Annotated in this window: 19 protein-coding genes and 1 pseudogene; 6 read left to right on the top strand and 14 right to left on the bottom strand. The window is 71.8% G+C overall.

Features of this window, described 5'->3' with window-relative positions; translation table 11 throughout:
- Nucleotides 1-323: 323 nt before the first annotated feature.
- Nucleotides 324-734: a hypothetical protein gene (locus ABZ386_RS08135; protein WP_358964458.1), complete on the top strand. Its 411-nt coding sequence runs from the start codon at nucleotides 324-326 to the stop codon at nucleotides 732-734.
- Between the two features lie 98 nt (nucleotides 735-832).
- Here the strand turns inward: ABZ386_RS08135 and ABZ386_RS08130 are convergent.
- From ABZ386_RS08130 to ABZ386_RS08100, 7 genes and pseudogenes are all read right to left on the bottom strand, one after another.
- Nucleotides 833-943: pseudogene (locus tag ABZ386_RS08130) on the bottom strand (NUDIX hydrolase); the annotation flags it as partial.
- A complete protein-coding gene (locus tag ABZ386_RS08125) occupies nucleotides 940-2316 on the bottom strand; it encodes a cytochrome P450 (RefSeq protein ID WP_351336310.1) in 1377 nt (458 codons plus the stop codon). The gene ABZ386_RS08125 and the pseudogene ABZ386_RS08130, both read right to left, overlap by 4 nt.
- A gap of 210 nt (nucleotides 2317-2526) precedes the next feature.
- Entirely contained in the window at nucleotides 2527-3624 is a 1098-nt protein-coding gene (locus tag ABZ386_RS08120; protein ID WP_351336313.1) for a hypothetical protein, read from the bottom strand.
- Nucleotides 3625-3690: 66 nt separating this feature from the next.
- Nucleotides 3691-4449 carry a hypothetical protein gene (locus ABZ386_RS08115; protein WP_356614808.1) on the bottom strand — a complete coding sequence of 253 codons (759 nt, stop codon included), beginning with the start codon at nucleotides 4447-4449 and terminating at the stop codon, nucleotides 3691-3693.
- 232 nt (nucleotides 4450-4681) lie between these two features.
- Nucleotides 4682-9067 (bottom strand): amino acid adenylation domain-containing protein, encoded by a 4386-nt coding sequence (locus ABZ386_RS08110; protein WP_358964241.1) that lies wholly within the window; start codon nucleotides 9065-9067, stop codon nucleotides 4682-4684.
- Between the two features lie 279 nt (nucleotides 9068-9346).
- A complete protein-coding gene (locus tag ABZ386_RS08105; RefSeq protein WP_351336320.1) occupies nucleotides 9347-9895 on the bottom strand; it encodes an EF-hand domain-containing protein in 549 nt (182 codons plus the stop codon).
- A 157-nt stretch (nucleotides 9896-10052) separates the two neighbouring features.
- Complete coding sequence (locus tag ABZ386_RS08100) at nucleotides 10053-11426, bottom strand: tryptophan 7-halogenase (RefSeq protein WP_351336323.1); 1374 nt, start codon at nucleotides 11424-11426, stop codon at nucleotides 10053-10055.
- Nucleotides 11427-11603: 177 nt separating this feature from the next.
- Here ABZ386_RS08100 and ABZ386_RS08095 point away from each other — a divergent pair, with 177 nt between their 5' ends.
- The gene (locus tag ABZ386_RS08095; RefSeq protein ID WP_358964239.1) at nucleotides 11604-12161 is read left to right on the top strand and encodes a hypothetical protein; all 558 of its coding nucleotides are present in this window, start codon (nucleotides 11604-11606) and stop codon (nucleotides 12159-12161) included.
- A 52-nt stretch (nucleotides 12162-12213) separates the two neighbouring features.
- On the opposite strand, the gene ABZ386_RS08090 is transcribed toward ABZ386_RS08095, so the two are convergent.
- Both ABZ386_RS08090 and ABZ386_RS08085 read right to left on the bottom strand, forming a co-directional pair.
- Nucleotides 12214-12861 (bottom strand): response regulator transcription factor, encoded by a 648-nt coding sequence (locus ABZ386_RS08090; RefSeq protein WP_351336328.1) that lies wholly within the window; start codon nucleotides 12859-12861, stop codon nucleotides 12214-12216.
- Nucleotides 12858-14081 (bottom strand): sensor histidine kinase, encoded by a 1224-nt coding sequence (locus tag ABZ386_RS08085; protein ID WP_358964236.1) that lies wholly within the window; start codon nucleotides 14079-14081, stop codon nucleotides 12858-12860. Before ABZ386_RS08085 ends, ABZ386_RS08090 begins: the two co-directional genes overlap by 4 nt.
- Before the next feature lie 179 nt (nucleotides 14082-14260).
- Between ABZ386_RS08085 and lgt the strand changes: the two genes are divergently transcribed.
- The 3 genes from lgt (at nucleotide 14261) to ABZ386_RS08070 (ending at nucleotide 17770) form a co-directional block, all read left to right on the top strand.
- Nucleotides 14261-15127: a prolipoprotein diacylglyceryl transferase gene (gene lgt, locus ABZ386_RS08080; protein WP_358964233.1), complete on the top strand. Its 867-nt coding sequence runs from the start codon at nucleotides 14261-14263 to the stop codon at nucleotides 15125-15127.
- A gap of 90 nt (nucleotides 15128-15217) precedes the next feature.
- Nucleotides 15218-15580 carry a DUF6069 family protein gene (locus ABZ386_RS08075; protein ID WP_351336336.1) on the top strand — a complete coding sequence of 121 codons (363 nt, stop codon included), beginning with the start codon at nucleotides 15218-15220 and terminating at the stop codon, nucleotides 15578-15580.
- Nucleotides 15581-16384: 804 nt separating this feature from the next.
- The gene (locus ABZ386_RS08070; protein WP_358964231.1) at nucleotides 16385-17770 is read left to right on the top strand and encodes an MFS transporter; all 1386 of its coding nucleotides are present in this window, start codon (nucleotides 16385-16387) and stop codon (nucleotides 17768-17770) included.
- A 47-nt stretch (nucleotides 17771-17817) separates the two neighbouring features.
- Here ABZ386_RS08070 and ABZ386_RS08065 read toward each other — a convergent pair whose 3' ends face one another.
- The 4 genes from ABZ386_RS08065 to lnt form a co-directional block, all read right to left on the bottom strand.
- Nucleotides 17818-19887, bottom strand: coding sequence for a GAF domain-containing protein (locus tag ABZ386_RS08065; protein WP_358964229.1), 2070 nt, complete (start codon nucleotides 19885-19887; stop codon nucleotides 17818-17820).
- Between the two features lie 58 nt (nucleotides 19888-19945).
- Nucleotides 19946-20746: a 3-hydroxybutyrate dehydrogenase gene (locus tag ABZ386_RS08060; protein WP_358964226.1), complete on the bottom strand. Its 801-nt coding sequence runs from the start codon at nucleotides 20744-20746 to the stop codon at nucleotides 19946-19948.
- 54 nt (nucleotides 20747-20800) lie between these two features.
- Complete coding sequence (locus tag ABZ386_RS08055; protein WP_356504786.1) at nucleotides 20801-21280, bottom strand: NUDIX domain-containing protein; 480 nt, start codon at nucleotides 21278-21280, stop codon at nucleotides 20801-20803.
- A gap of 87 nt (nucleotides 21281-21367) precedes the next feature.
- Entirely contained in the window at nucleotides 21368-22987 is a 1620-nt protein-coding gene (lnt, locus tag ABZ386_RS08050) for an apolipoprotein N-acyltransferase (protein WP_358964223.1), read from the bottom strand.
- A 277-nt stretch (nucleotides 22988-23264) separates the two neighbouring features.
- Here lnt and ABZ386_RS08045 point away from each other — a divergent pair, with 277 nt between their 5' ends.
- The gene (locus ABZ386_RS08045) at nucleotides 23265-24338 is read left to right on the top strand and encodes an O-antigen ligase family protein (RefSeq protein ID WP_356504788.1); all 1074 of its coding nucleotides are present in this window, start codon (nucleotides 23265-23267) and stop codon (nucleotides 24336-24338) included.
- A 127-nt stretch (nucleotides 24339-24465) separates the two neighbouring features.
- On the opposite strand, the gene ABZ386_RS08040 is transcribed toward ABZ386_RS08045, so the two are convergent.
- Nucleotides 24466-25020: a hypothetical protein gene (locus tag ABZ386_RS08040; RefSeq protein WP_351336356.1), complete on the bottom strand. Its 555-nt coding sequence runs from the start codon at nucleotides 25018-25020 to the stop codon at nucleotides 24466-24468.
- Nucleotides 25021-25060 lie beyond the last annotated feature (40 nt).

Below are 25060 nucleotides of genomic sequence, written 5' to 3'. Positions count from 1 at the left end.
GCGCCACCGAAACGAAAGCCGGGTTCGCTCGCTTGAGTTCGTCCGGCCGCTCATGGCGTCCGTTCCGCTCTGTGAGGATTTTCGCCTCTGCGGCTCCGAGGAACTCCGCATACGTCTGACGGCGAAGGGCGAACTCGCGGTGGGCTGACCCAGCGCGAAGTGTCATGCGAACCGATTCAAGCAGCGCATCCGCCTGGCGGTCACCTCGACCTGCGGAAACGGCAATATCCAGCCGCAGTCCTCGGATAGATTCGACACTTCGGGCGACGGGCCACGGGTTCTGTTCGCGGCCCGGTCGGCGGTTCGCCGTGGGAGGCCGCACCGTGCCGTGGAGCGAAGCGCGCGACGACACGTACAACCTGATTGTCGCCGCCAGCCCCAAGGGCGACCTTGAACTGCTGCGCGGCCCGCACATCCTCCTCCCCCACGGCGCGGGTATCAACAAGGCGATCCCCAGCGAAGGTTCGACCGACTCGGCATCCGGACTGGACCCGGCCTTCCTACGACGCATCCACGATCACGTTCCGGTGGCCCAGCTCGCGACCCAACTGCCGTATGAAGAGCACCAGTTGGCGCTCATCATCCGTCCCAATGAGCGCAGTCCGCTGAGGACGTACGAGCTGGCGGAACGCCACGCACGAGTGGCCAGTCCGCCCGCGTCGGTGCCCACGGCTCGGGCGGCCCGGCGGCGCTGGACGGCTAGGGCATGTCTCTTTGCTGGATTGATGAGTTGATCGGTTATGCCTGTCCGATTAGTGATCACTCGCCCGGCCCGGCCGGTCCAGCTCCGCGTCAGGAGCAGCTTCGGCGTGTCCAGGGCGAGGTCGAGGCCGGTTTCCTCGACTGCCTCGCGCCGGGCGGTCTGCAGCGGGCCCTCGCCCGTGGTGTCGAGGTTGCCGCCCGGGAACTGCCAGAGTCCCGAGCCGTAGACGGGTGCGGTCAGGTTCCGGTGCGGTTGCTCGGGTGTGGGAGAGGGCGCAGGTGGAGGTTGTGGGGGCGGATGACGATGTCCTTCTCGTAGCGGACCGGTGTCGTCGTGGCCGGGGTGAGCTTCCAGTGGCGTGTGAGGGTGGCGAGAGCGAGGGTGAGTTCGCCCATGCCGAGGGTGTCGCCGATGCACTTGCGGGCGCCCAGGCCGAAGGGGATGAGGGAGCCGGGGGCGGGGGGCGTCGAGTGTGGGGGTGACCAGCGGTCAGGGTCGAAGTGCTGGGGGTCGGGGTGGGCGGAGGGGAGGTGTTGGACGAGGTAGGCGCTGATGACGACGGTGTCTCCGGCGTTCAGTGGGTGGCCGCCGAGTGTGGTGTCGCGCCTGACGGTGCGGGTCAGGAGCCAGACGGGCGGGTAGTGGCGCAGCGTTTCGGTGATGACGCGGCTGGTGAGTTCCAGGTGTGGCAGGTGGCCGTGGGTGAGGGGGCCTCGGGGCAGGGCTGCCGCCTCGGTGTGGACGCGTTGCTGGAGTGCGGGGTCCTGGGCCAGGTGGTGGGCGGCCCAGGCGAGGGCGTTGCCGGTGGTTTCCATTCCGGCGATGAAGAAGGTGATGACCTGGTCGCTGATGTCCTTGTCCGACAGGGGGTGGGGCTGAGTGTCCGGGGCGGGTTCGGTGAGGAGGGTGAGGAAGGCGCCGTGATCGGTGGTGCGGGAGCGGTGCGCGGCGATCACGCGGCCCAGCGTGGCACGCAGGCGTTTCTGGGCGCGGGTGTAGCGGCGGTTGGCGGGCAGGGGCAGGCGCGTGTACGCGGCGGGGAGCAGTGCGTGGGTGTAGATGCCGGCGGTGATGGCCGCCATGTCCTCCACCATGCTGGCGGCGGTGGCGGGGGTGAGCGTGCCGTCGAAGAGGGTAGAGACGATCGCGCGAGCGGTCAGGGCATGGGCCTGGGCGGCCATGTCGAGGCTCTGGCCCGGTTGCCACTGTGCGACGCCGTGGGTGATTTCGGCGGCCATCAGGTCGAGGTGGGCAGGGAGCCGGTCCTTGTGGAACACGGGCTGGAGCAGTCGCCGTTGCTGCCGATGGCGGGCGTGGGGGCAGGCCAGCAGGCCGTTGCCCATCACATCGGCGATCCGGTCGTACAACGGCCCGCCCTTGTCGAAGAGGACGTCGTCGAGGAGTACCTGCCGCGTGAGGTCCGGATCGGCGACCAGAGTAGCGGTGAGAGGGCCCAGGCGTACCCGGGAGAGCGGTCCGTGTGCGGGCGCCGCGGTCAGGAAGCGGGCCGGGTTGTTGAGCAGGCGCAGGGCATGTCCGACCAGGGGCAGTGCGCCGGGAAGCAGCGGCGGGCGCGGCGAGGTGCAAGGGGTGACGGAAGCGGCGTGGGACACGGTTCTCCCTGGGATGGAGGGATCAGTGGGGGGTGAGAGCGGCCGGAGTCAACAGCGCAGCGGGGCGGCTTGCGGAAGGGGCGGCCGCAGTGGCCGAGGGCGTCGTACACGCGTCGGGCCGCGAGCGCTGACGTAGCGGAAGTACGCGGCGGTCCTGTGTCCGGGGCCTGGGCGTGGCTGCGAGGCGAGTGGTCGGTGGGGGTGCGTGGATCAGCCAGTCCACCACCAGGCGGCAACCGGTGTGTCGAGGGGCTGGTCGAGGAGTGATGGGTCGGCCGGGCGGGTGACGATGTGGGGCATGGGGATGCGGGGGGCCACGTTTTGGCCGGGGTTGTTCGGGTCGTTGTAACGGCCGCTGGTGAGGTGCCAGTGCAGGCTGCCGGCGACCCAGTCGGTCAGGGCGCGTGCGTAGCGGGCGAGGCGGGGGTTGTCGCCGTCGATCACTCGCCGGGAGAGCCGGTGCAGGCGGTGCATGGCCCGGTCGTGCATCAGCGTCGCCTCGCGAAGGGCCTGTTCGGGGGTGCACTCGTGCTCACGGGCCAGAACCGGTACCAGGTTCATCGCCTCGGGGTAGCCGAAGTGCTGTTCCCGGAAGGCTTCCTTGTTGTAGGACGTCGTGTCGTTGTGCCAGGCGATGAGGGCGACGCACAGGTCGTGCAGGACGGTGATGCGGGGGTCGTGGTACTCCTCGGCGGTCAGGACGTAGTCCTGGGCGATCTCGATGAACGCGAGGGCGGACAGGGCGGCGCTGCTGTTCTGCCACATCATCAGGTAGTCGTCGAGGCTCGCGGAGCGCGGCCGCCGGCGGATGGCGGCTTCCCAGACCAGGCCTGAGAAGTACGCGTCGACCTGGTCGGTCCACCGGTAGACCTGTGCCGGGGTGCCCTGGCGGGCGAGGTCGTGGCGGATGTCGAGGAGGGAGGCTGCCCACTTGTCGTTCCGCATCAGCGGGGCCTTGGGTGTCTGGAGCGCGCGGCTGAGGCGGGAGAGGTAGGGGGCGAGGGTGTCGGGGGTGGTGCCGCCGAGTGTCTCGTCGCACAGGGCGTCGTCGAAGGCGAAGAGCCAGTTGCAGTAGTTGGTGCCGGCCAGCAGGGTGTCGGCGCGGCCGTCCGGGATGCCGAAGCCGACGAACTCTCCGACGTGGGCGCGGCGGGTGTACTCGCGGTGGGCGTCGTCCTGGAAGAGGTCGAAGCGCTGCATCCAGGTGAGGCTCTCCGCGTCGACGGCCGCGGCGTGCGGCGAGCGGCGCGGCGGGAAGGGGCAGTACAGGGGCGGCACGGTCAGAGGTGCGTGGGTAGTGGTTGCCATGGGAACTCCCGGGTGGTGGGGTGGCAAGGCCCGGGGGGGCCTTGCCAGGTGGCGCCTAGCGGGGGTTCAGGGGGTGGTGGCCGTTGTGGTCGACCTGGCGGGCGTGGGGATCTGGGCGGAGTGGGCCGCGGGGTGCGGCAGGCGGATCATCTTGGCGCACAGGGCCAGTGCCCACAGGGCGAACCCGACGTAGGACCCGAAGCTGCCCCAGCCCCAGGGCGTGAACGGCGTGTCCGTCGTGGTCAGGACGTTGAAGAAGTAGGCGAAGTGCGCCAAGGCCAGGATGTGGGAGATCCAGCCGGTCCAGCGGGGCAGGGTGGTGTTCCGCAGGATCAGGCTGCCCGCGGCGTAGGAGAACAGGGCGAGCGGCAGCGACCCCGCGTAGCCGAAGGTGACACACAGGTCGTAACTGAGGTGCAGGTAGGCGCTGTTGACGGCGGCCGGGCGTTCGGCGGCGACGGGGCCGAGGAGGAACGCGGCGTTGGACATCATCCAGCAGATGCCTACGGACAGGGCGCTGGGGACGAGGAGTTCGGCTTCCAGGGGTGTCCGCCCGGGGGACGTCAGCCACCGCCTCAGCCCGACGGCGAACCAGATGAAGAGCATGCCGAAGGCGATGTCGATGGTGTAGCCGGAGATCGACGGGTTCTGCGCGAACCACGTGCCGATGGTGTCGGAGGAGTCGCTCCAGTACGGAAAGGGGCGGCTCAGGGGGTTGCGTACGAAGGGGAGCGGGACAAGGAAGAGCGCCACCATGGCGATCCCGATCCAGCCTGCGATCTTCGTTTCGCGGCGTTCGTCATGGGTGTGCTGAGTGGGGAGCATGGGTGTGTCCTTTCTCGGCGGGTTGGGAAGGCGCAAGCAGGTAGAGCGAGGTATGGCAGGGGACTTTGGGCCTCCTGGGCGAACACCGTGTGGTCCGGTGTGGGCGGGCCGGGGATCGGCCGGGGGCACGGGTGTGGTGGCGGGGCGGGGGTCCTGGGGGCTGGCTCTTTTTCGTGCACGCGGCCGTCCCCGGCGCTTCCGCGCTCGCTGTCGGCGCGGTCGCGCCGGCGGGTCAGCGCAGGCTGGTGAGCCAGGAGTCCGCCGGGATCAGGTCCCGCCATGGGCGGTCGGCCGATTCGGCGACGGCGGTGAGCGCGTCCGCGAGCCGGAGCAGCAGGTTCTCGGCGTAGTGGGGTGGTGCGTAGGCCGGGTCGAAGATGACGGCGAGGTCCAGGGCGTCGCCGTTGTCGCGCGCCAACAGGCCGAGGTCGCAGGGCAGCTGGAAGAGCTGGCCGGCGAAGGTGGGGTCGAGTTGGTCGGTTCGCTGGATGACGCAGCCGCGCAGGCGGAGGCCCTCGACCGGGGGGAGGTAGTCGTAGAAGACGAACTGGGAGGCGGCGAAGAGTTCTCCGATCGGCGGGTGGGCCCCTGCGAGCGTGAGCAGGGAGGCGCTGTCGTGCGCGAGGGCCTGACGCAGGTCCGTGTCGGCGGCGTGCAGGGCCTGACGAGCCGTCAGTGTGGGTGCCTGGGGGACGTGATGTCGTACGGGCACGGCCTGGGCGTACAGGCCCGCGGTGTCGGCGGTGTGCTGGGGGTGGGCGGCGCTGACTGCGAGGAGCAGCGTTTCGGGTTGTTGTGTGTCGGCGGCCACGGCGTTGGCGAACAACGCGTACAGGGCGCTGGCCGGGGTCAGCCGCTCGGCGCGGGCCAGTGCCCGGAACGCCGTGGCGGTGGCCGCGGGGACGCGCCGGGTGCGCAGCAGGCAGTCATGGACGTCTGTGTGGGCGCCCAGATGGGCGGGCGGGATGAGCAGGTTGGGGCGGGCGCCGCAGAGGCGGTCCGTCCAGAAGGAGACGTCTTCGGGACGGGGCTCTTCGGGGGCGTTCAGGGCGAGGTAGTCGGTGGGCGGCAGGCATCGGTCGGTGCGGCTGGTGGTGTCCGCGTACAGCAGGGACAGCTGCTGTTCGACGAGGTTGAGGGACCAGCCGTCAGAAGTGAGGTGGTGCCATCGCAGGCCCAGCAGATGGTCGTGCGGGCCGATGGTGAGCAGCGTCGCCGTGAAGACGTGCCCGGTGGCAGCGTCGAGGGGGTCGGCGGCGTCCAGGGCTGCCAGGATCTGTTCCGGGGTGCGGGAGGCGTCCGTTTGGAGGGGGTGGTGGCGCAGGATTCCGGTGCGCGCGGGGTGCACCGTCTGGTGCAGTGCTTCCATTTCACCCGTCAGGTGCACGGCGGTGCGCAGCGCGGGCTGGTGGGCGACGAGCCTGTCCACGGCAGCCGACAGCGCGCGCACGTCGAGGGGGCCGCGGATGCGGTAGTGGCAGGCGAGCGCGAAGCGCGGACCGTGACTGGGCAGGATGCCGCCCGCCCGGTCGTCGTTGACGCGCAGGAACTGGTGGGTGGGCCCGGCGGCGAGCCGCACTCCCTCCGGTGGAACCTCCCGCAGGGCGTCCGCCGACGGCGGGACGGCCCGTTGCGCGGGCACCGGTGCCGCTGCCCGTGCGGGTGCGGTCGGGTCCGCGGGCAGGGCGGCCAGGTGGGCGGCCATGCGCGCCACGGTGGGGTGTTCGAGCACGGTGCGAGCCGGGAGGCGCCTGCCCAGGGCCTGACCGATCTGGGTGGCGGCCCTGACCGCTCTGAGCGAGTCTCCGCCCAACTCGACGAAGTCGTCGTCCGCACCGACCCGGTCGAGCTCCAGGACCTGCGCGAGGATCACGGCCAGCGTCTCCTCCACCGGCAGTTCGGGCGCGCGGTACGCGGTGGACACCGCGGGCCGCTCACCCGACGGCACGGGCAGGGCCGAACGGTCCAGCTTGCCGTTGCCGCCCAGGGGGAGTTCTGTCAGCAGTACGTACCGCTCGGGCCGTTCCTGCTCGGGCAGGCGTGCCTCGGCCGCGCGGCGTAGCGCCGGCAGGAGTTCCTCGTGCGCCTTCGCCAGCACATGCCGGTGTACAGGGGCGGACAGGAGCTCACCGTCGGATGCCGGCTGCGGCCAGCGGACGAGCACGTGCGGTGCCCCGTCCGGGGCGACGGGGGCCAGGGGGGCTGCGGGGAGGAAGACGGCGTCGAAGGCGCCGTCCGGGTAGCCCGCAGCGCGGGACATCCGAACCGGGCGTCCCAGTTCCGCGGCCAGTTCCTCCAGGTCCGCGGGGTGGACGGCTGCCTCTTCCGCGTCGGCGGCCAGAGCGCGCAGGTCGGCGGCGGTGGCAGTGGCGGGGCCGGAGGCGAGGACGTCCCGTACTGCGCACGCCCCGGATGTACGGCGGTTGGGTACCCGCAGGACACCGCATGCGTCTGCCTGGTCCGACAGCAGCTCGCGCAGGTCCTCGAGAGTTCCGGGCCAGGGGTGCCACTGCTTCACGTCGACAACAGCGGGCGGGGCGCCGTGTTCAGGCTTTCCGGGCAGTCCGGGTGATTCGGGCGGGCGCGGGAAGAGGACCGCGTCGAAGCGGAAGTCGTTCATCTCGTTGCGGGCCGTCCCCGTGCGTGGTCGCACCTCGGCATGGGCCCCGCCGCAACGGGCGAACCAGCGCGGGTCCACCAGGAGGTGCGGATCGAGTGCGACCCGCCGCCGCCACTGGGCGCGCAGGGCCTCCACCCTCACGGCGTCGTCGGCCCCGGCGAGGACGACCGACGCGTGGAAGGCGTCCTGTACGGAACGGTCCTTCACGTCCCCGAACACCACGCGTCCGCCCGGCGCCACCGACCGCAGCGCGGCGGTCACCGTACGGGCCAGGTGCCCTTCCCCGTGCAGGTAGGGCACGACAGAGTTGCACAGGACCAGGTCCACGCCCGAGACGTCCGGCGCACAGGTCACATCGCCCTGGCGCAGTTCGACCCGGGACAGGCCCAGGCCGTCAAGGCGGGTGCGCAGGGCGGCCAGGGACTCGGCGGAGGCGTCCACGCCCACAGCGCGCTCGGCCGCCGGGGCCAGCCGGGTAAGGATCATGCCCGATCCGCAGCCCAGGTCCAGCACGCTGCGCGGGGGGCCGCCCTCGGTGGCCAGGCGGACGGTGCCGTCGATCCACTCGTCCATCTCCGCGTCCGGGAGCCGTTCACCGGTGTAGCTGCTGGTCCATCCGGTGCGTTCGTCTCGGAAGTCCAGCCCGCTGAAGAGCCGGTTCCAGGATGTGTGCAGTTGCCCGGCCGCGCTCTGCTCGTCCCACTGCGGGACCACGTGGGCGACCAGACGCCCCTGGTGCACGCCCACCACCGCGTCCCGCACTCCCGGAACCTGACGCAGTACCCGGGCGACGCCGTCGGGCTCCACGCGGAAGCCGCGGATCTTCACCTGGCCGTCGAGGCGGCCCAGCAGTTCCAGCCTGCCGTGCTCGTCGAAGCGGCCAAGGTCGCCGGTGCGGTACATCCGTTCGTGCCTGTGGTACGGGTGGGCCACGAAACGAGCGGCGGTGAGCTTGTCGTCTCCCGGGTAGCCCTGCGCCAGTCCGGCGCCCGCGATGCACACCTCGCCCCGCTCACCGGCCGGGACGGGCTGTCCGTCGCCGCCGATGACGAGAACGGGCGTGCCGGGCAGTGGGGTGCCGACCGTGATCGGTTCGCCGGGCCGCAGCACCGCCGCGGTGCACCACACAGCTGCCTCGGTGGGCCCGTAGGCGTTGACCAGCTCGACCCGGGGCAGCCTGCGGTGGTGCTCGGCGGCGAGCTCGCTCGGGCACGGCTCACCCCCCAGGAGCACCTGCCGCAGATGCGGAGAAGGCCCGTCCAGCCGGGGCAGCATCGCCCCGTACAGCGAGGCCGTGAGCACGACGTGGCTTGCCGGTCCCCGGGACAGCTGCGCGGCGAGGTCGTCCAGTGCCTGCCGGGGGTCCGCCGGTGCCAGCCACACGGTCCCGCCGGCCAGCAGCGTCCACCAGATGCCGGGGAACGACGCGTCCGTCGTCATCGGCGACACGGCTGCCATGTGCCGGACAGGTGTGGGGAACCGGTGCGCGTAGGCCTGCATGGTGTGGGCGATGGCCTGGTGCGTGACCGCGACCGGTTTGGGGCGGCCCGAGGTGCCCGAGGTGTGGATGAGGTACGCCGTCGCCTCCGGCGATGGGCCCGGCATGCCTACGGTGTCCGCGAGCCCGGCCGCGCGCCGGCGGGCCCCCGGGTCGTCCAGGTCGATCCTGGCAAGCCCGTCGGGCAGCCGCTGCCCGGACAGCGCGAGCACCCGCCGTGCGCCCACCCCCGCCAGCTGGGTGCCCAGCCGGTCGGGGGCGTCGTCGGCGCACACCGGTACGTACACCGCGCCCGCCGCGAACACCGCGAGCTGCGCCACCACCGCACGCACACTCCGGGGTACCGCGCACGCCACCGGCTCCCCCGGCCCGGTGCCGTCCGCGAGCAAGGCCCGGGCCCACATGACGGCCTCGGCGAGGAGTTGGGCGTAGGTCAGGCTCTCGAACGCGTCGGTGACGGAGGGCGCTGCGGGCCGTTCCTCCGCACGCCGGCGGAACAAGTGCCACAGGGTGCTGCCGGACTCCAAGACAGAAACACTCGATCCGGAACCGTGCAGTGCAAATTCTGCCGTCACTTCCCCCCCAGGGAATGTAGCCACATCGGATGAATTGCGAGCGAATCAGGCCGTCACGCTTTCGCTCTTTTATTGCGTGTCAATGCGTTTCCCGGGCGGATCGGCGCGGTAAACAGCGGGCACGGGAATTCCAGCGCGCATGGTTCCCTACATGCATTGCCGGACGCGGCGTGCGTGACACCGGCCCTGTGACCCAGGAATCTGTCAGGCCAGGCCACCCAGGAAACGGCTTCCCGCGTCGTCCAGGTCGTCGCTGAGCAGGTATTTAGCCCAGCCCTCGTGGAACTCCTCCCGCGAGACCTGTCCGTCCTTGTTCACGTCCAGCCGTGCGCATGTCTCCGCCGCCTGTGCCGAGCTGGAGCCCAGTGCCTCCAGGTAGCGCTGGAAGTCGGCGACCGGAACAAGACCGTCGTCGTTCTCATCGATGACGGCGAACTCGGCGTCCAGCACGGCGCGGCAGCCGGTGACCACCTGTTCCCGTCGCCCCAGCGTGTCCGCCATGGCGGAGTGGAACTCCTCGCGGGTGATGATGCCGTCCCCGTTCTCGTCGGCCGCCGCCGCGAGGCGGTCCCAGGCCTGCCGATAGGCGGTGAACAGGGCGTCCGCCTTGGCCGAGCCCTCCTGCGCGTAACCCGAGTCGATGATTTTTCGGCCCATGTGCTCACAGTCGGCGAATTCCAGGACCCCGTTCCCGTCGGTGTCCAGTCGGTCGAAGATCAGGTCGTACTTCCGCAGGACGGATTCCGTGGTCATCGCGACGCCTCCATGCGTGTTCTTTCCGGCGAATACCGAACGGTGGACGGCGGAATCATTTCCGACTTCTCCGCGATCAAACCTTGGGCGAATTACTCTGCGCATCGAATTATCGCACCACAGAAATCGATGGGCTGGAATGCTGGAACCGGAGGGTTCAGCGGGCGCGCAGGACTTTTATGAGGGTCATGGGGTGGGCCAGCGCGGAGAGGGGCCTGAGCATGTGGAAGACACTGACGAACAGACGGTGAAGATCTGCATTGGTCGCCGCGCACTGCAACAGGCGCTCCTTGTACCAGGCGAGCGGGCGCAGCCAGAGGGGCAATGAGCCTTGTTTCATCTGGTACTGCCAGACGAGGTCGTCGCCCGCTGTCACGATCCACTGCTTGCGGGCGATGCGCGTGAGGTGCCGTTGCACAATGCGGGTGTGGCCGGTGCGGCGCCTCTTGGCCGGTCGGCCACGTCGGGCCCGGGCCAAGTGGTCCGCAAGGACACGGGCGTGCAGCACGGCCATGGCCATGCCCTGCGCGTATGCCGGGTTGTAGGCGCCGATGGAATCGCCGACGGCGACCAGCCCGTCGGGCCAGCCACGGGCCCGCGCATACAGGGTGAGGCGGTTGTCGGTGCGTCTGAACACGTGCACTCTGCCGCCCGGGACGGGGACGGCGCCGGCGAGCAGGCGGTCGAGGTCGCGGTTGCCCAAGCTCGCGGCGAATCGCCGCCAGCCTTCGGGGTCCACGGGCGGGTGGTCGCCGCCCGCACCGTACAGGGTGACCTGCCAATGCCCGTGCTCCAGTCGCGCGGCGAAACCGCCCCGCGACTGCTTCGGGGCGCTGTACGGCTGGAACAGGGCGTCGAAATCCTGCGCGGGCGCCTGCAGCGTCCTGGTCGCGTACACCAGGCCCGCGTCCGTAACCCACTGCGCCGGGCGCACCTGGCCACCCTTCTCCAGCCAGTCAGGGAGCGAGGAGAAGCGCCCGGAAGCGTCGACGACCAGGAGTGCATCGAGCGTGCGCCCGCCCTCCAGGCGGACTCCGGTCACCCGTGAGGCGCGCTGGTTCCAGCACAACCCCTCCACCCGGCTGCGGTCGCGAACGGTCACTGCGAAGTCCTCCAGCACGCGTCTGCGCAGGGTCCACTCCAACAGGTCGCGGGAGAAGGCCTGCACGGTGACCTGGGCGGAAGCGCGCGGTACCCGACGGCCCCCGAGGACAACCGACGTACGCAGCCCGTAGTCGAACGACGGCGCCCCTGCAGCGGACAACTCCTCCCTCAGCCCGGGAAAGAGGCGCTGCAGTTCCGCGGCACCGCTGACCAAGAGGCCGTGCGGATGCCGAGCCTGGCCGACCCCCCTGCGCGGCATGGGCGTTGACGGCAGCGGCGCGGCTTCGAGTACGACGACAGTCTCAAAGTGATCGGCGAGCACCCGGGCGGCGACGAGCCCCGCGATCCCTGCGCCGACCACCACCGCCCGTCCCGCCATTCTCCCCCGAGAGCGGTCCGACACTTCGCGGGAGGCCGTCGTGTCCACGTGCAAGAAAGTCCTCCGGGATAGGGCGACACCAAAGGCCCGCACCCTTACGGCGGACCTGATGGTGCGGAAGGCCCTGCCCGGACGGGCACACACCATTCAGCCCACACCCACCCCCGACAGAGCCAGCGCCTCCAGCCCGAAACCACCTGCAAGTGCCCTACTGAGGCGAATCACATGACCGGCCTGCGTGCGGCATCCGGGCACGCGCCGGTCGCGCGTGGGGGCACCGGCGAGGCGCTCACCCACGACAACCGCGCGCAGGCGCTCGCGCAGATCGTCCAAACCCAACGGGAGGACCGCGAGCCGCCGACGCTTCATGCGCCGGAATCGAAGCCGGGGCGGATCGTCGACCTGACAGCCGCCCTGCCCGAGCCCGTGCAGCAGGCCCGGGCCTCGCGCGGCGAGGACGCCGACGTGCCCCGCTTCTCTCCGCCGCGCTACGACCAGCGCCTCGCGGTGTGCACGGGCAAGGACGACTGCGCACGCCGCGCGGCAGGCGACCGGTCGTCGACATACTTCGACAGCGGTGCCTGCGAGGACCGCGCGGGCGGCGTACTCTGCGGTCGGCGGCCCCGGTCGGGCCGGAAGTGGCTCGCCGGCGCTCGGGGTTGGGGGAAGGGGCGGAGCGCGAAGGCCATGCCGTCGCCCAACGAGACGACAAGGGCCGCGTCCTCGTCATCGCACACCGAAAGACTGACCAAAGCACACGTTCTACTCGGTCGGACCGACTGATGGAACTCCTCGGCCTCTCGCCGTACCGCCGAGCAACACTCCAGCAAGGCCTTCAGTCCATGCGGATGATTCCTCGGCCAAGTGCGGCGGTGACAGCGGCGGTCCGGTCGCCGACGTCGAGCTTGGTGTAGATGTGCAGCAGATGGGTCTTGACCGTGGCCTCGGACAGGCGCAGGGCGCGGGCGATCTGCTTGTTGCTCTGCCCCCGGGCCACGGCGGACAGGACTTCGAGTTCCCGGCCGGACAAGCCGGCGACCCGGTCGCCGCGCATATGGGCGAGGACCTTGGCGGCCACCGTGGGCGACAGAGCCGCACCTCCCCGGGCGGCGGTACGGACGGCCTCACAGAGCTCGTGTCGTCCGGTGTCCTTGAGCAAGTAGCCGACCGCGCCGGCGTCGACGGCGGCAGTGATGTCGGCGTCCGTGTCATAGGTGGTCAGGATGAGTACCCGCACCTCGGGGTGGGCGGCACGGATGGCGGCGGTCGCGGCGGTGCCGTCCATGCCGGGCATCTGCAGGTCCATCAGCACGACGTCGGGTGCGAGTGAGGCGGTGCGGTGCAGTGCCTCGGCACCGTTGGCGGCTTCGCCGACGACCGTGAGGTCGGGCTGGGTGGCCAGCATGGCGGCAAGCCCGTCGCGGACCACGGGGTGGTCGTCGGCGAGGAGGACCCGGATCGTGGGGCCGGTCGAAGTCCTCATGACGCCGGGGCCATCCGCTCGGCGCCCGACACGGCTGAGGGTTCGGAGGACGGAGGCTCGGCCGGGAGCGGCACCGTGACGGCGACGGTCGTACCCTCGCCCGGGGCGCTTTCCACCGTGAACGTGCCGTGCAAGGCGGCGATGCGCTCCCGCATGGTGGTCAGGCCGACGCCCGGGTGCCGGGCAGCAGGCGCGAAACCGGTGCCGTCGTCCTGGATGTCGATCGCCAGGACATCGCCGAGGTACGAGAGCGTGACCGAGATACTGATCGCGCGGGCGTGCCGCCGGGCGTTGGTCAGTGCCTCCTGCACGACCCGCAGCAACTCGCCCTCGGTACTGGGAGGCAGGGCGGCCGGGCGGCCGGTCACGACCGTGTAGGCCTCGGCGCCGGTCTCCTCCGCGAGCCGGGCGGTGAGTTCGCGGACCGCGTCCGCCAGGTGGGTGCGGTCCAGTGGCGCCGGGCGGAGGGCGTGCACGAGGCGGCGGCTCTCTGCGAGGTTGTCCCGGGCCGTGCGCATGGCATGCTCGACGCGGCGGGCCGCAGGGGAGTCGGGTGGCAGGTCGTCGCGTGCGGCGTCCAGCAGCATGGCGATGGACGCGAACCCCTGGGTCAGCGTGTCGTGGACCTCGCGGGCCAGGCGCTGACGTTCGGCCAGGGTACCCGCCTGGCGTTCCGCTGCCGCGCGTTCGGCCTGGGTGGCGGTGAGTTCGTCGAGGAGCCGCTGCCGTTTGTGACTCTCATGGTCGAGGGTGGCGACGTAGCAGGTGATGGTGACCGCCACCGCGGTAGCGAGCACGCAGCCCGTGAGCGCCCGTACGTCGACGGAGCCGTCCGTGGTGAGGCTCTGCCATGACCAGCCGGCGCCCAGCACCAGCACCCCGCCGGCGGACCACCAGGCCCGCCTCAGCCAGTAAGGGCTCAGCACCGCCACGGCGACCGGGAGGAACGCAGGGTCCACCACGGCCATGAACGCCCATCCGGCCATGGCCCCGACAAGGTAGGGCAGCGGCGGGCGGTCGGCGCCACCGCGCAGCGCGATCCAGTACGCGTACCAAAGGGCGAGCCCCACCGCCGGGCCGATCCGCGACAGCGCCGCGCCGGTCGTCATATCCGCCCCGGCCAGCGCACCCGGCACGGACAGGGCGAGCACGGTGGCGAAGAAGGCGTGCTGCCCCATGGTCTTCCACCGCTCCCACTCCCACGCCTGTCGCAGTGCCATGGCCCTCAGAGTAGGCGCAGCCGCGTAGCGGGAGAATCAGCCGGCCAGTGGGGGCGGGTCCACCGATCGGTGGATGCAGGGCGCGTCGATCGGTCGATGTGTGTGAGGGGCGCGGGCGGCGACGATCGGCCCCGCAGCCGACGGCCTGCTGCCCCACCGCCCCTTGTGAGGAACCACCAGTGCTCCTGGCCTTCATTCCCAGCCCGTCCATCGGCGAGGTCCACCTGGGCCCGCTCCCACTGCGCGGCTACTCGCTGATGCTGATCCTCGGAATCGCCGCCGCGGTGTGGCTGGGCGGCCGTCGCTGGGCCGCTCGCGGCGGAGAGAAGACCGTCGTGGCGGACATCGCCCTGTGGGCTGTTCCATTCGGTGTCGTCGGTGCCCGCCTCTACCACGTGATCACGTCCGGCGAGCTGTACTTCGGCAAGGGCGGCGATCCGGTCAAGGCCCTTTTCATCTGGGACGGAGGCATCGGTATCTGGGGCGCCATCGCCGGTGGGGCCGTCGGAGCCTGGATCGGCTGCCGCCGGAAGGGCGTTGCCCTGTCCGCGTTCGCCGACGCCGTCGCTCCCGGGATCGCGCTGGGCCAGGCCATCGGCCGCTGGGGCAACTGGTTCAACCAGGAGCTCTACGGGCGGGCCACCACTCTCCCCTGGGCCCTGGAGATCGACCCCGCACACCGGCCTGAGGCCACCCCGGACCTGGCGACGTATCACCCGGCGTTCCTGTACGAGTCGTTGTGGTGTCTTGGCGTGGTCGCGCTGGTGGTATGGGCGGACCGCCGTTTCCGTCTCGACCGGGGCCGGGCGTTCGCGCTGTACGCCGCCGCGTACACCGTCGGCCGCTTCTGGATCGAGTACCTGCGGGTGGACGAGGCCCACCACATCCTGGGCCTGCGCCTGAACGACTGGATCGCGCTGCTGGTCTTCGCGGCTGCCGTCGCCTACCTCGTGGCTGCGACACGGCGCGCGGCCGGCAGGCGTGACGGCGTCGACGGCGGCCGTCTCCTCCAGCAAGTGGATGCCACCAGTAGCCCCAAGAACTGACCATGTTCCCTCTCATAAGCCGGAGTTGCCATGTCCCCTGTCTCTGAGACGCTCCCTTCACGTCGGTGTCCGCTCGTGGTGGCGGGAGGCGTGTTCGTCGCCTTCCTGCTGTCCTCTTTTGCGAACGCGTTGATCGCTGTGCTGGCGCACGCACTGGGTGCACCGGAGGACTTCGACCCGTTGGAGCCCTCGTCGTACGTCTTTCTGACCGCGCTGGGAGTGCTGGCGGGATCCGCCGGATGGGCCCTCGTCCGCAGGTTTTCCCCCGATCCCGAACGGCTGCTCCGCCGGCTCGTCCCCTCCGTCGTCGTGTTGTCCTGCGTTCCGGACTTCTTCCAGTTCGGCGAGGGTGAGGTGACCGGTGTGGTGGCGCTGCTCGTGATGCACGTCGCGGTCGCGGCGATCGCAGTGCCGACGTATCGCAGGGTCATGCCACTGAGCTCGGCGCGCTGACCACGCGCCGGCCGGGCCATGTCCGCCCCGGTGGTCAGGCCGCTCGCCCACTGGTGGCAAGGCCCGCCTCCACCCGATCGCGTCAGAACTCCGCCGCTCCTCGCCCGGTTGCCCCTCTCCCGCCTGGAGCCCGCCATGCCCGACGTACGCCCGCCGCGCTGTCGGCGAGGTGCGGCCGGCAACGCCGAGGCCGTGCGGCATGCTGGCGAGGGCATTCACTCGCTGGCCCGGTCGGCGAGTGCCTCGCCGCCGTCGCGAAGTACGCCTGGAGCGGCAGGGAGAGGCTGGCCCTGCTGCGGGTCCGCGAGGACGTCCCGGCCTCTCGCACTGTGCTCGAACCTAACTGGTGACACTGACAACGGACCGGCAGGTGAGGTTGTGTGGCCAGCTCCAAGACGAAGAACCTGCTGGGAGAAACGCGCACCGCACACGGGTGCAGCGCCTTGCCCGAGCCCGCGGCGGCTGAACGGCAGGGCCAGGCTCGGTCTCTCAGCCCCGTCACCTACCACGCGACGACTCTGAGCCGATGAACCCCAGATGTCCGAGTTCAACGGAGCGTAGTCAGCACCAAGTCAGCACGGGAGTCAGCACCGCACCGTCAAATCACCCCGAACTACGCTCCCGGACGGCACATGCTCCACCCACTTCCGAGCCCCTGAACCGCCCTTCCGCGAGCCGGCATGGTGGCCACAGGCATAGCCAACCCTCGAACTATGTTGCCCCGCCACATGTGCGCCTGACCTGCATGTTTCTACTGTGTGCCGACACCCACCCGTCCCCACCGCACACGAGGAAGTGGCGCACATGGCCTCCGAAACCACCGCTCCCCCACCCCCCGCCAGCCTCAAGCGCATCGTCGCCGCGTCCCTCATCGGCACCACCATCGAGTGGTACGACTTCTTCCTCTACGGCTCCGCCGCCGCGCTCGTGTTCAACACCTTGTTCTTCCCGGACTCCGACCCGCTCGTCGGCACACTGCTGTCCTTCCTGACGTACGCGGTCGGTTTCGCCGCCCGGCCGCTCGGCGCGCTGGTGTTCGGGCACTACGGCGACCGGCTCGGGCGCAAGAAGCTGCTGGTGCTGAGTCTGCTGCTGATGGGCGGGGCCACCTTCGCGATCGGGCTGCTGCCCACGCACGCCACCATCGGGACGGCCGCGCCGGTGTTGCTCACCGTGCTCCGGCTCGTGCAGGGCTTCGCGCTCGGCGGCGAGTGGGGCGGTGCCGTGCTGCTCGTGTCGGAGCACGGTGACGCGCGACGGCGCGGGTTCTGGGCGTCGTGGCCGCAGACCGGCGCGCCGGCGGGGCAACTCCTCGCCACCGGTGTGCTGTCCCTGCTGACGGCCCTGCTCTCGGACGCCGCGTTCGGCAGTTGGGGCTGGCGGATCCCGTTCCTGCTGTCCGGCGTGCTGGTGATCGTCGGTTTGTGGATTCGTCTGTCTGTCGATGAATCCCCCGTCTTCAAGCAGGCGTTGGCGCAGGCCGAGGCCCGTAAGGCGGCCCGGTCCGGGGACGCGGAGAAGCTGCCGCTCGTCGCCGTGCTGCGGCACCACTGGCGTGACGTCCTGGTCGCGATGGGCGCCCGGATGGCGGAGAACATCAGCTACTACGTCATCACCGCGTTCATCCTCGTCTACGCCACCACCTCGGCCGGCGTCTCCAAGCAGGTCGCGCTCAACGCGGTACTGATCGCCTCGGCCGTGCACTTCGCGGTCATCCCGGCGTGGGGGGCGCTGTCCGACCGGATCGGCCGCCGTCCCGTGTACCTGGTGGGCGCGGTCGGTGTGGGGCTGTGGATGTTCCCGTTCTTCTCGCTGATCGACACCGGCGGCTTCGGCAACCTGATCATCGCCGTCACCGTGGGGCTGGTGCTGCACGGGGCGATGTACGCGCCGCAGGCGGCGTTCTTCTCCGAGATGTTCGCGACCCGGATGCGCTACTCCGGCGCGTCCATCGGCGCCCAGTTCGCCTCCGTCGCGGCAGGCGCGCCCGCGCCGCTGATCGCCACCGCGCTCCTCTCCGACTACGGCAGCTCCACACCGATCGCCCTGTACGTCGTCGCCGCTTCCCTCCTCACCGTCGTCGCCGTGGCGGCGGCGAAGGAGACCCGCCACCGGGACCTGTCCGACGTCACCCCCGCCGCCGGCCCGGACCGGGCCACGGCCCCGGCGGCGGACGCCCGGACCCCCTGAGCCTTCCGCCGGTGCGGCCGGCCCCCGTACGTCCCCGCGTACGGGGGTCAGTGCCGCGCCGGTGCCGACAACCGGTGCAGTCGCAGGGCGAGTTGGATCTCCAGGACGCGTGCCGGGGTCTGCCAGTCGTCGCCCAGGAGGCGGCCGACGCGCTCCAGGCGCTGGGCGACCGTGTTCACGTGGACGTGCAGTTCGTCCTTGGTGCGGGCGGGGCTCATGCCGCAGGCGAAGTACGCGTCGAGGGTGCGCAGCAGCTCCGTACCCCGTCTTCGGTCGTACGCGACGACGTCGCCGATGGTGCGGTCGACGAAGCCGGGGATGTCCCGGTCGCCGGCCAGGAGCAGCCCCAGGAAGCCGAAGTCCTCGGCGGCGGCCCCGTCCCCGGAACGGCCGAGCAGGCCCAGGGCGTCGAGGCAGCGCCGGGCCTCCGCGTAGGCCGTGGCCACCGTGTCCGGGCGGGTGGAGAGGTCCTCGGCGGGTGCGGAGGCGCCGACGGTGACCGGCGCGTGGACCGCGGTGCCCAGTTGCCGGGCGGCCGTGCGCGCCAGGTCGGTGGCGGTGTCGCCGGGGCCGAGGGGCAGCAGCAGGACGGTGCCGCCGTCGCGTGCGGCGGCGAGGCCGTGCCGGGTCGCGGCCAGGTGGGACGCCGCGGCCGCCAGGCGTCTGCGGGCGTCCGCCTCCTGGCCGGCGTCGGCCGCGCCGCCCTCCAGCCGCGCGGCCAGCACCACATGGACGGCGTCGAGGTCGGCGTCGAGACGGGCCGCCCGCTCCCGTAGCAGGCGCGGATCACGGTCGCGGGCGTCCAGCAGGTCGTCCAGCAGCTCGCCGCGCACGCGCTGTTCGGCCTCGGCGGCGGACCGGCGGGCCAGGAGCAGCAGGGACGTGACCATGGCGGCCCGCTCCAGGGTGCGCTGGTCGACGGGGTCGAGCCCCGGGTGTCCGCGCAGCACGAGTGCGCCGAGCAGTTCACCGCCGGCGGCGACGGCGGCGATCCAGTCGTCCTCGTGCCGCACCGCGTGCCCGTCCGCGCGGGAGGCCTCCAGTGCCTCGGCGGGTGCCGTGGCGGCCTCGGCGAACTCGACCGTGCCGTCGAGGACCTCGGAGACCGCGGCGGCCACGTCGTGCACCCCGCCGCCGCGCAGCACCAGCTCGGCGAGCCGGTCGTGCACCTCGGAGGCGCGCTCGATGACACCGCTGCGGTCCCGGATGATCTCGTTGGCCCGCTCCAGGCCGGCGAGCGCCGAGCGCGTCTCGGCGAGCAGGTTGGCCGTGTCGATGGCCGCCGCGGCGAGGGCGGCGAAGGAGCCGAGCAGGGCGATCTGCTCCCGCTCGAAGACCCGGGCACGGCGGTCCGCGGCGAACAGCACCCCGATGACGTGGTGCCCGAGCGTCAGCGGCACGCCGAGGATGGCCACGAGCCCCTCGTCCCGCACGCCCGCGTCGATGGTGAGGGTGTGCTGGAAGCGGTCGTCCTTGAAGTAGTCGTCGGTGACGTAGGGACGTGCGGTCTGGGCGACCAGGCCGCCGAGGCCCTCGCCCATGCCGAGTCGCAGCTGCTGGAAGCGGGCCGCGACCGAGCCCTCGGTGACCCGCATGTACGTGTCGCCGCGCTCGGGGTCGTTCAGGCTGAGGTACGCGACGTCCGTGCCCAGCAGCGACCTGGCGCGCTGCACGATCGCCTGGAGCACGGCGTCCAGGTCGCGCAGCCCGGCGAGATCGTGGGCGGTCTCGAACAGGGCGGACAGCTCGGCCTCGCGGCGGCGGCGTCCCTCCAGCTCCGCACGCACGCGCAGGGCGAGCGGCTTGGCCCGTTGCAGCGCGTCGATCCACTCGGCCGGCCGTCCTTCGGCGCGTGCCAGCAGCACCGGCTGCTCGTAGGCGTCGGCGGACGCGCCCCGGGCCAGCAGCTCGAGGAACGGCGTCTCGGCACTCACCGACGGCACTTCCACGCGGCCCGACGGCGCCTCCGCCCGACCCGACGGCACTTCCGCACGCGCCGACGGCATCTCCGCGCGGCCCGACGGCACCTCCGCCCGACCCGACGGCCCTTCCGCGGCGCCGGCGAATCGCCCGGCCGGCTGAACGTGATCGCTGGACATGCCCACAGGATTCACCATGACCCGCCCGTCCCGTCAGCCCTGTGGATAACTCCCCGGCCGACGGACACCGCCGTGCTCAGTGGGCGGTCCAGCCGCCGTCGAGCACGAGCGACGTGCCGGTGACGAAGGACGCCTGCGGAGCGCACAGGTACGCCACGGCCTCGGCGACCTCCTCCGGTTCGATGAGCCGCTTGACCGCACTGTCCTGGAGCAGCACTTCGGACAGGACCCGCTCCTCGGGGATGCCGTGCGCCTGGGCCTGGTCGGCGAGTTGCTTCTCGACCAGTGGGGTGCGCACATAGGCGGGGTTCACACAGTTTGAGGTGACACCGTGGGGCGCGCCTTCGAGGGCGGTGGTCTTGGAGAGCCCCTCCAGGCCGTGTTTGGCGGCCACATAGGCCGACTTGTAGGGGGAAGCGCGCAGTCCGTGGACGGACGACACGTTCACGATGCGGCCCCACCCCTGCCCGTACATGTGGGGCAGGGCACCACGGATGAGGCGGAAGGGTGCCTCCAGCATCACGGTGAGCACCGTGTGGAAGACGTCGGGCGGGAACTCCTCGATGGGGCGCACGAGCTGGAGCCCGGCGTTGTTGACGAGGACGTCGGTGCCCGCGGCAGCGAGCTCGGCGGCGTCCAGGTCGGTGAGGTCGAGGACGTGCGGTTCCACGGTGCCGGCCAGGTCACGGCCCTGCTCGGCGAGCGTCTCAAGGCCGGCGGCGTCCCGGTCGACCGCTCTCACCTTGGCCCCGGCGGCCGCGAGCCGCAGCGCGCAGGCGCGGCCGATGCCGCCGGCGGCGCCGGTGACGAGCGCGGTGCGGCCGCCGAGGTCGAGCGGGGAGGCGTGGGGAGCCGGAAGGACACGGGGCGCGGTCATGCCTCGACCCTAGGCAGCGCCCCTGCCGCGCCCCATATGGTCAGACCCCATAGTTCAGCTGGAGTCAGTGGGGTCGAACCATGTGGGGGCGTCCGACATGGCTTGCTTGATCCGGAACAGGCAGTGCTCGTTCAGCTCGGGCAGGGCGTCGACGTCGAACCAGCCCACCTCCAGCGACTCGTCGTCGTTGACCCGGGCCTCGCCGCCGATGGCCCGGCAGCGGATGGTGATGTCCAGGAACTGGCAGGTGTCGCCGTTGTCGTACGTGACGGGGTCCCCGGCCTGGACGAGGACGATCCGCTCGGCGACACAGCGCACGGCCGTCTCCTCGTAGACCTCCCGCACGGCGCAGGCCGCGGGCTGCTCCCCGGGGTCCGGGATGCCGCCGATCACCGACCACTTGCGGGTGTCGGACCGGCGGTTCAGCAGGACTCTGCCCTCGTCGTCGAAGACCAGGGCGGTGACTCCGGGGAGCCACAGCAGCTGATGCCCGGCGGAGGCACGGAGGGCGCGGATGAAGTCGGGAGTAGCCATGACGTCGACCCTAAGGGGCCGGTCAGGGCGCCCCGACCCGTTTCAGGCAGCGTGCGACCGGGATACGACTGGACGTCACCGGCGCGTCTAGACGTCACCGGCGCGTCGCCCGCGCAGACCGGCGCCGACGGCCCAGCCCAGTCCGCCCGCCGCGACCAGGACGAGGGCGATCTCCGGCAGCACGCCGAGCCGCGTGGCGGGGGTCAGCGAGGACCGCAGCGGCACCTTCTGCACCAGCGAGTCGGCCACGAACATGCCGGTCCGCTGCGTGATCCTGCCGTCCGGCATGATGAAGGCGCTGACACCGCTGGTCACCGGCACGGCCACGGTACGGCTGTGCTCGACGGCGCGGACGCGGGACATGGCGAGCTGCTGGTACGTCATCTCGCTGCGGTCGAAGGTCGCGTTGTTGCTCGGCACGGAGATCATCTGGGCGCCGTCGGTGACCTCGGAGCGCACGGTCCAGTCGAAGGCGGCCTCGTAGCAGGTGACGAGACCGACCTTGGCGCCGTCCATGGTGAACACGCCCGGCTTCGTGCCGCGGCTGAAATCCTGCCGCTGCATCGAGGTCCAGTCGCTGTTGATCGCCCCGATGAGCGAGCGGAACGGCAGGTACTCGCCGAACGGCTGGATCTGGCGCTTGTCGTAGGTGTCGACGGGGCCCTTCACCGGGTCCCACAGGATCTGCTCGTTGTACAGCTTGCCGTCCCGTTCGACGACGCCACCGATCGAGACGGGCACGCCGATGGCCTTGGCCGCCGTGTCGATGACGGCTCGGGCGTCGGGGTTGGCGAAGGGATCGATGTCGGAGGAGTTCTCCGGCCAGAGCACGAAGTCGGGGCGTGCGACCTTGCCGGCCTTGACCTGGGCGGCCAGGCGTTCCGTCTCGCGCGCGTGGTAGTCGAGTACGGCCCGCCGCTGGGCGTTGAACTCCAGGCCCGCGCGGGGCACGTTGCCCTGGATCACCGCGACGGTGACGCTGCCGTCCTCGGCCTGGTCGCTGACCAGCGGCCGGGCCGCCACCGCGCCCACGACCGGCACGGCCACGCTCAGCAGGCCCACGGCCGCCGCGGCGCGCCGCACCGTCCCGGTCCGCCGCCACGACACGGCCAGCCGGACGACCTCGTACAGTCCGAAGCCGCACAGGACCACCGCGAAGCCCAGCACCGGAGTGCCGCCGACGGCGGCGAGCGGCAGGAACAAGCCGTCCGCCTGCCCGAACGCGATCTTCCCCCAGGGGAAGCCGTCGAACGGCACACGCGCGCGTGCCGCCTCGCCGGCGGTCCACACGGCCGCCGCCCACACCGGCCACCCGGGCCGCTTCGACACGACCGCGACACCCGCGCCGACCAGTGCGATGAAGAGCGCCTCGATCGCGACCAGGGCGAGCCAGGGGCCCGGCCCGACCTCCACGCCGGTCCACACCAGCAGCGGCAGCAGGAAGCCCAGGCCGAAGAGGTAGCCGAGGCCGAGCCCCGCCTTCCAGCCGCGGCCGCGCAGCGCCCAGCCGAAGGCGGCGAAGGCCGGCAGGGCCAGCCACCACAGGGTGCGGGGCGGGAAGCTGACGTAGAGGAGCAGGCCGGAGAGCGCGGCGGTGGCGGCCGGGAGGAGGCGCACGAGCCGCTGGGACCACGCCGCCGGTGTCCCGGAGGCGATCCGCGGCTTCAGCTGGTCCGACTCGTCGACGGAGGTTGCGGTGACGGTCACTCCCGGAGTGTAAGTCGACCGGCCTGGACGCCGACAGCGCGGCCCAGGGGGCGGCGACACGGCTCCGGTCGCCGCGCACGGGACCACGGCCCCTTCGCCGCCCGCACCGCAGCAACGTTCCTGCTCATTTCGTCACGACACATCCCCAAACCGCCCACCAGCCGTTACGGTGTGCCGAAGCCTCAGTCGTGCGGTTGGTGGCGGTCCGTGCGGCCGGGGTCTTCACAGGTCGGGGGCGACGGGGTGCGGGGGGCGGGGCGGGGTGGGTGCCAGTGGGATGACGTCCGCGTCCGGGGCGGACGCGGACGGCGAGAGACGGATCGCGCTGGACGCGGCGGGCGTGGCGGTGCTGGGGGCCTGCGCCGGCTGGTCCCTGATTACGGCGGCCGTGCGCGACGGCCGGCCCGAGGGTGTGCTCCTCGCGGTGCTGGCCGTGGCGGCCGGGTACGCCGCCGGGCGGATCAGCGGGGCGCTGCTGCCGGTCGCCGCGCCCTGCGCCGGCGCGCTGGCCGGCATCGGGCTGACGGTGGCCGTTCCGCATCTCGCTCCGGGCCCGCAGATCACCGTGCCTCTGGGGCACGCCGGGGCCACGGCGGCCGTGCTGACGCTGTCGGCGGGCGCCGCGTGCTGCGCCGCCTGGGCGGCTCCCGCGCCGGCCGTGCGGTTCGCGCTGCGCCTGGTGGCCGCCGGGACCGCGGTGCTGGCGGCCGTGCTCGGTTCGACCACCGGCTGCGTCACGTGCGTGGCGGTGCTGTTGTGTTCGCTGGCCGCCGGCCGCACCCGGCGCCGCGGCGCCGTTCTCGCCGCGATGGCCGCGGTCGTCGTCCTGGTGACCGGCCTGACCTGCGCGATCGCCGCGCGGGCCGTGCCGGGTGGGTTCGGCGCCGCCGTCGAGGGGCGCCTGACGCCGCACCGCGTCCAGCTGTGGCAGGACGCGTGGGGCCAGCTGCGCGGGGACACCGCCCTGGGGGTCGGCCCGGGCCGGTTCGGGGAGCTGAGCGCGACGTCCGCCCAGTCACTGCTGTCCGACGGCAAGCCGCACTCGGCGCCGCTCCAGCAGGCGGCCGAGCAGGGCGTCGTCGGCGTGGCCCTGCTGGCGGCGGCTTTCGGCTGGGTGCTGTACGCGCTGTGGCGCGGCCCGCGCCCGACGCCGGTGGCGCTGACCGCGGGCGCGGCCCTGACGGTGCTCGCCGCCATCGCCGCGCTCGGCAACGCGTTGAGCTTCACGGCGGTGTCGGTGGGAGCTGGGCTGCTGGCGGGCATGGCCACGGCACGCCCACTCGCCGACGAGCCGCCGAGCCGCGCCCCGGACCCGCGTCCGCGGGACACCGGACGCACTCCCGCGTGGTGAGGGATGCCCTGGCGGCAGGGTGACTCGGGGGGCTCGGGGCTCGTCCCATCGGAGACGGCAGCGCGTCAGACCCGCGCGACCGGAGACGGCAGCGCGCCGGACCCTGGTATCAGCGGCCGCGGGCGCTTCAGTGCGCGGGAGCGCCCGGCTTTCGGGGGCGCAGCCGGGCCTTGATCACCTCTACGGCCGCCTCCGCGTCGTCCACCGTGATCGTGAAGGTGTGCCCGTCCCACAGCTCCAGCACGACGCCCTCCCCCTGGCGTACGACCACCGCGGTGCCCTTCTCGGGCCGCCACCGGTAGCCCCATCCGCCCCAGTGGCGGGGCGTGACGTGGGAGGTGTACGTGGCGCCCGCCACATGGGAGAGCGGGATACGGCGGCGGGGCAGGCCGATGTGGCCGCAGCGCACCTCGAGATGGTCCTCGTCGACCCGCAGGGCGACGTGCACGAAGGCGAGGGTTCCGAAGAGGACGAGGAGCCCGGCGGCGATGCACCCGACGACGGCCATGATGAGCGGAGCCGTGCCGGAGGTCCACGCCGAGTCGACCGCGAGCTCGATACCGAGTGCCATGCACGCCGCTCCGACGAGCGCCAGCAGCCACTGGACGCGGTTGGTCGCACGGCCGGTCCATACGTCGGGATGCGCGGCAGAGGCGTTCTCGCCGTGGCGGTGGTCCCTCATGCATATGAGAGTACTCAGGTTTCGCTGCGCTGGTAGCCGG

The sequence above is a fragment of the Streptomyces sp. NPDC006140 genome (assembly GCF_040628815.1).
GTDB lineage: Bacteria > Actinomycetota > Actinomycetes > Streptomycetales > Streptomycetaceae > Streptomyces.
This window is presented reverse-complemented; position numbering and strand designations above follow the sequence as displayed.

Bases quoted from the DNA above. Each gene is read 5' to 3' on its own strand.
- ABZ386_RS08105 (WP_351336320.1), bottom strand. From the start codon at position 9,895: ATGACCACGGAATCCGTCCTGCGGAAGTACGACCTGATCTTCGACCGA.
- ABZ386_RS08055 (WP_356504786.1), bottom strand. From the start codon at position 21,280: ATGGCTACTCCCGACTTCATCCGCGCCCTCCGTGCCTCCGCCGGGCAT.
- ABZ386_RS08095 (WP_358964239.1), top strand. From the start codon at position 11,604: ATGACCGGCCTGCGTGCGGCATCCGGGCACGCGCCGGTCGCGCGTGGG.
- ABZ386_RS08070 (WP_358964231.1), top strand. From the start codon at position 16,385: ATGGCCTCCGAAACCACCGCTCCCCCACCCCCCGCCAGCCTCAAGCGC.
- ABZ386_RS08120 (WP_351336313.1), bottom strand. From the start codon at position 3,624: ATGGCAACCACTACCCACGCACCTCTGACCGTGCCGCCCCTGTACTGC.
- ABZ386_RS08060 (WP_358964226.1), bottom strand. From the start codon at position 20,746: ATGACCGCGCCCCGTGTCCTTCCGGCTCCCCACGCCTCCCCGCTCGAC.
- ABZ386_RS08040 (WP_351336356.1), bottom strand. From the start codon at position 25,020: ATGAGGGACCACCGCCACGGCGAGAACGCCTCTGCCGCGCATCCCGAC.
- ABZ386_RS08085 (WP_358964236.1), bottom strand. From the start codon at position 14,081: ATGGCACTGCGACAGGCGTGGGAGTGGGAGCGGTGGAAGACCATGGGG.
- ABZ386_RS08090 (WP_351336328.1), bottom strand. From the start codon at position 12,861: ATGAGGACTTCGACCGGCCCCACGATCCGGGTCCTCCTCGCCGACGAC.
- ABZ386_RS08045 (WP_356504788.1), top strand. From the start codon at position 23,265: ATGACGTCCGCGTCCGGGGCGGACGCGGACGGCGAGAGACGGATCGCG.
- ABZ386_RS08115 (WP_356614808.1), bottom strand. From the start codon at position 4,449: ATGCTCCCCACTCAGCACACCCATGACGAACGCCGCGAAACGAAGATC.
- ABZ386_RS08065 (WP_358964229.1), bottom strand. From the start codon at position 19,887: ATGGTGAATCCTGTGGGCATGTCCAGCGATCACGTTCAGCCGGCCGGG.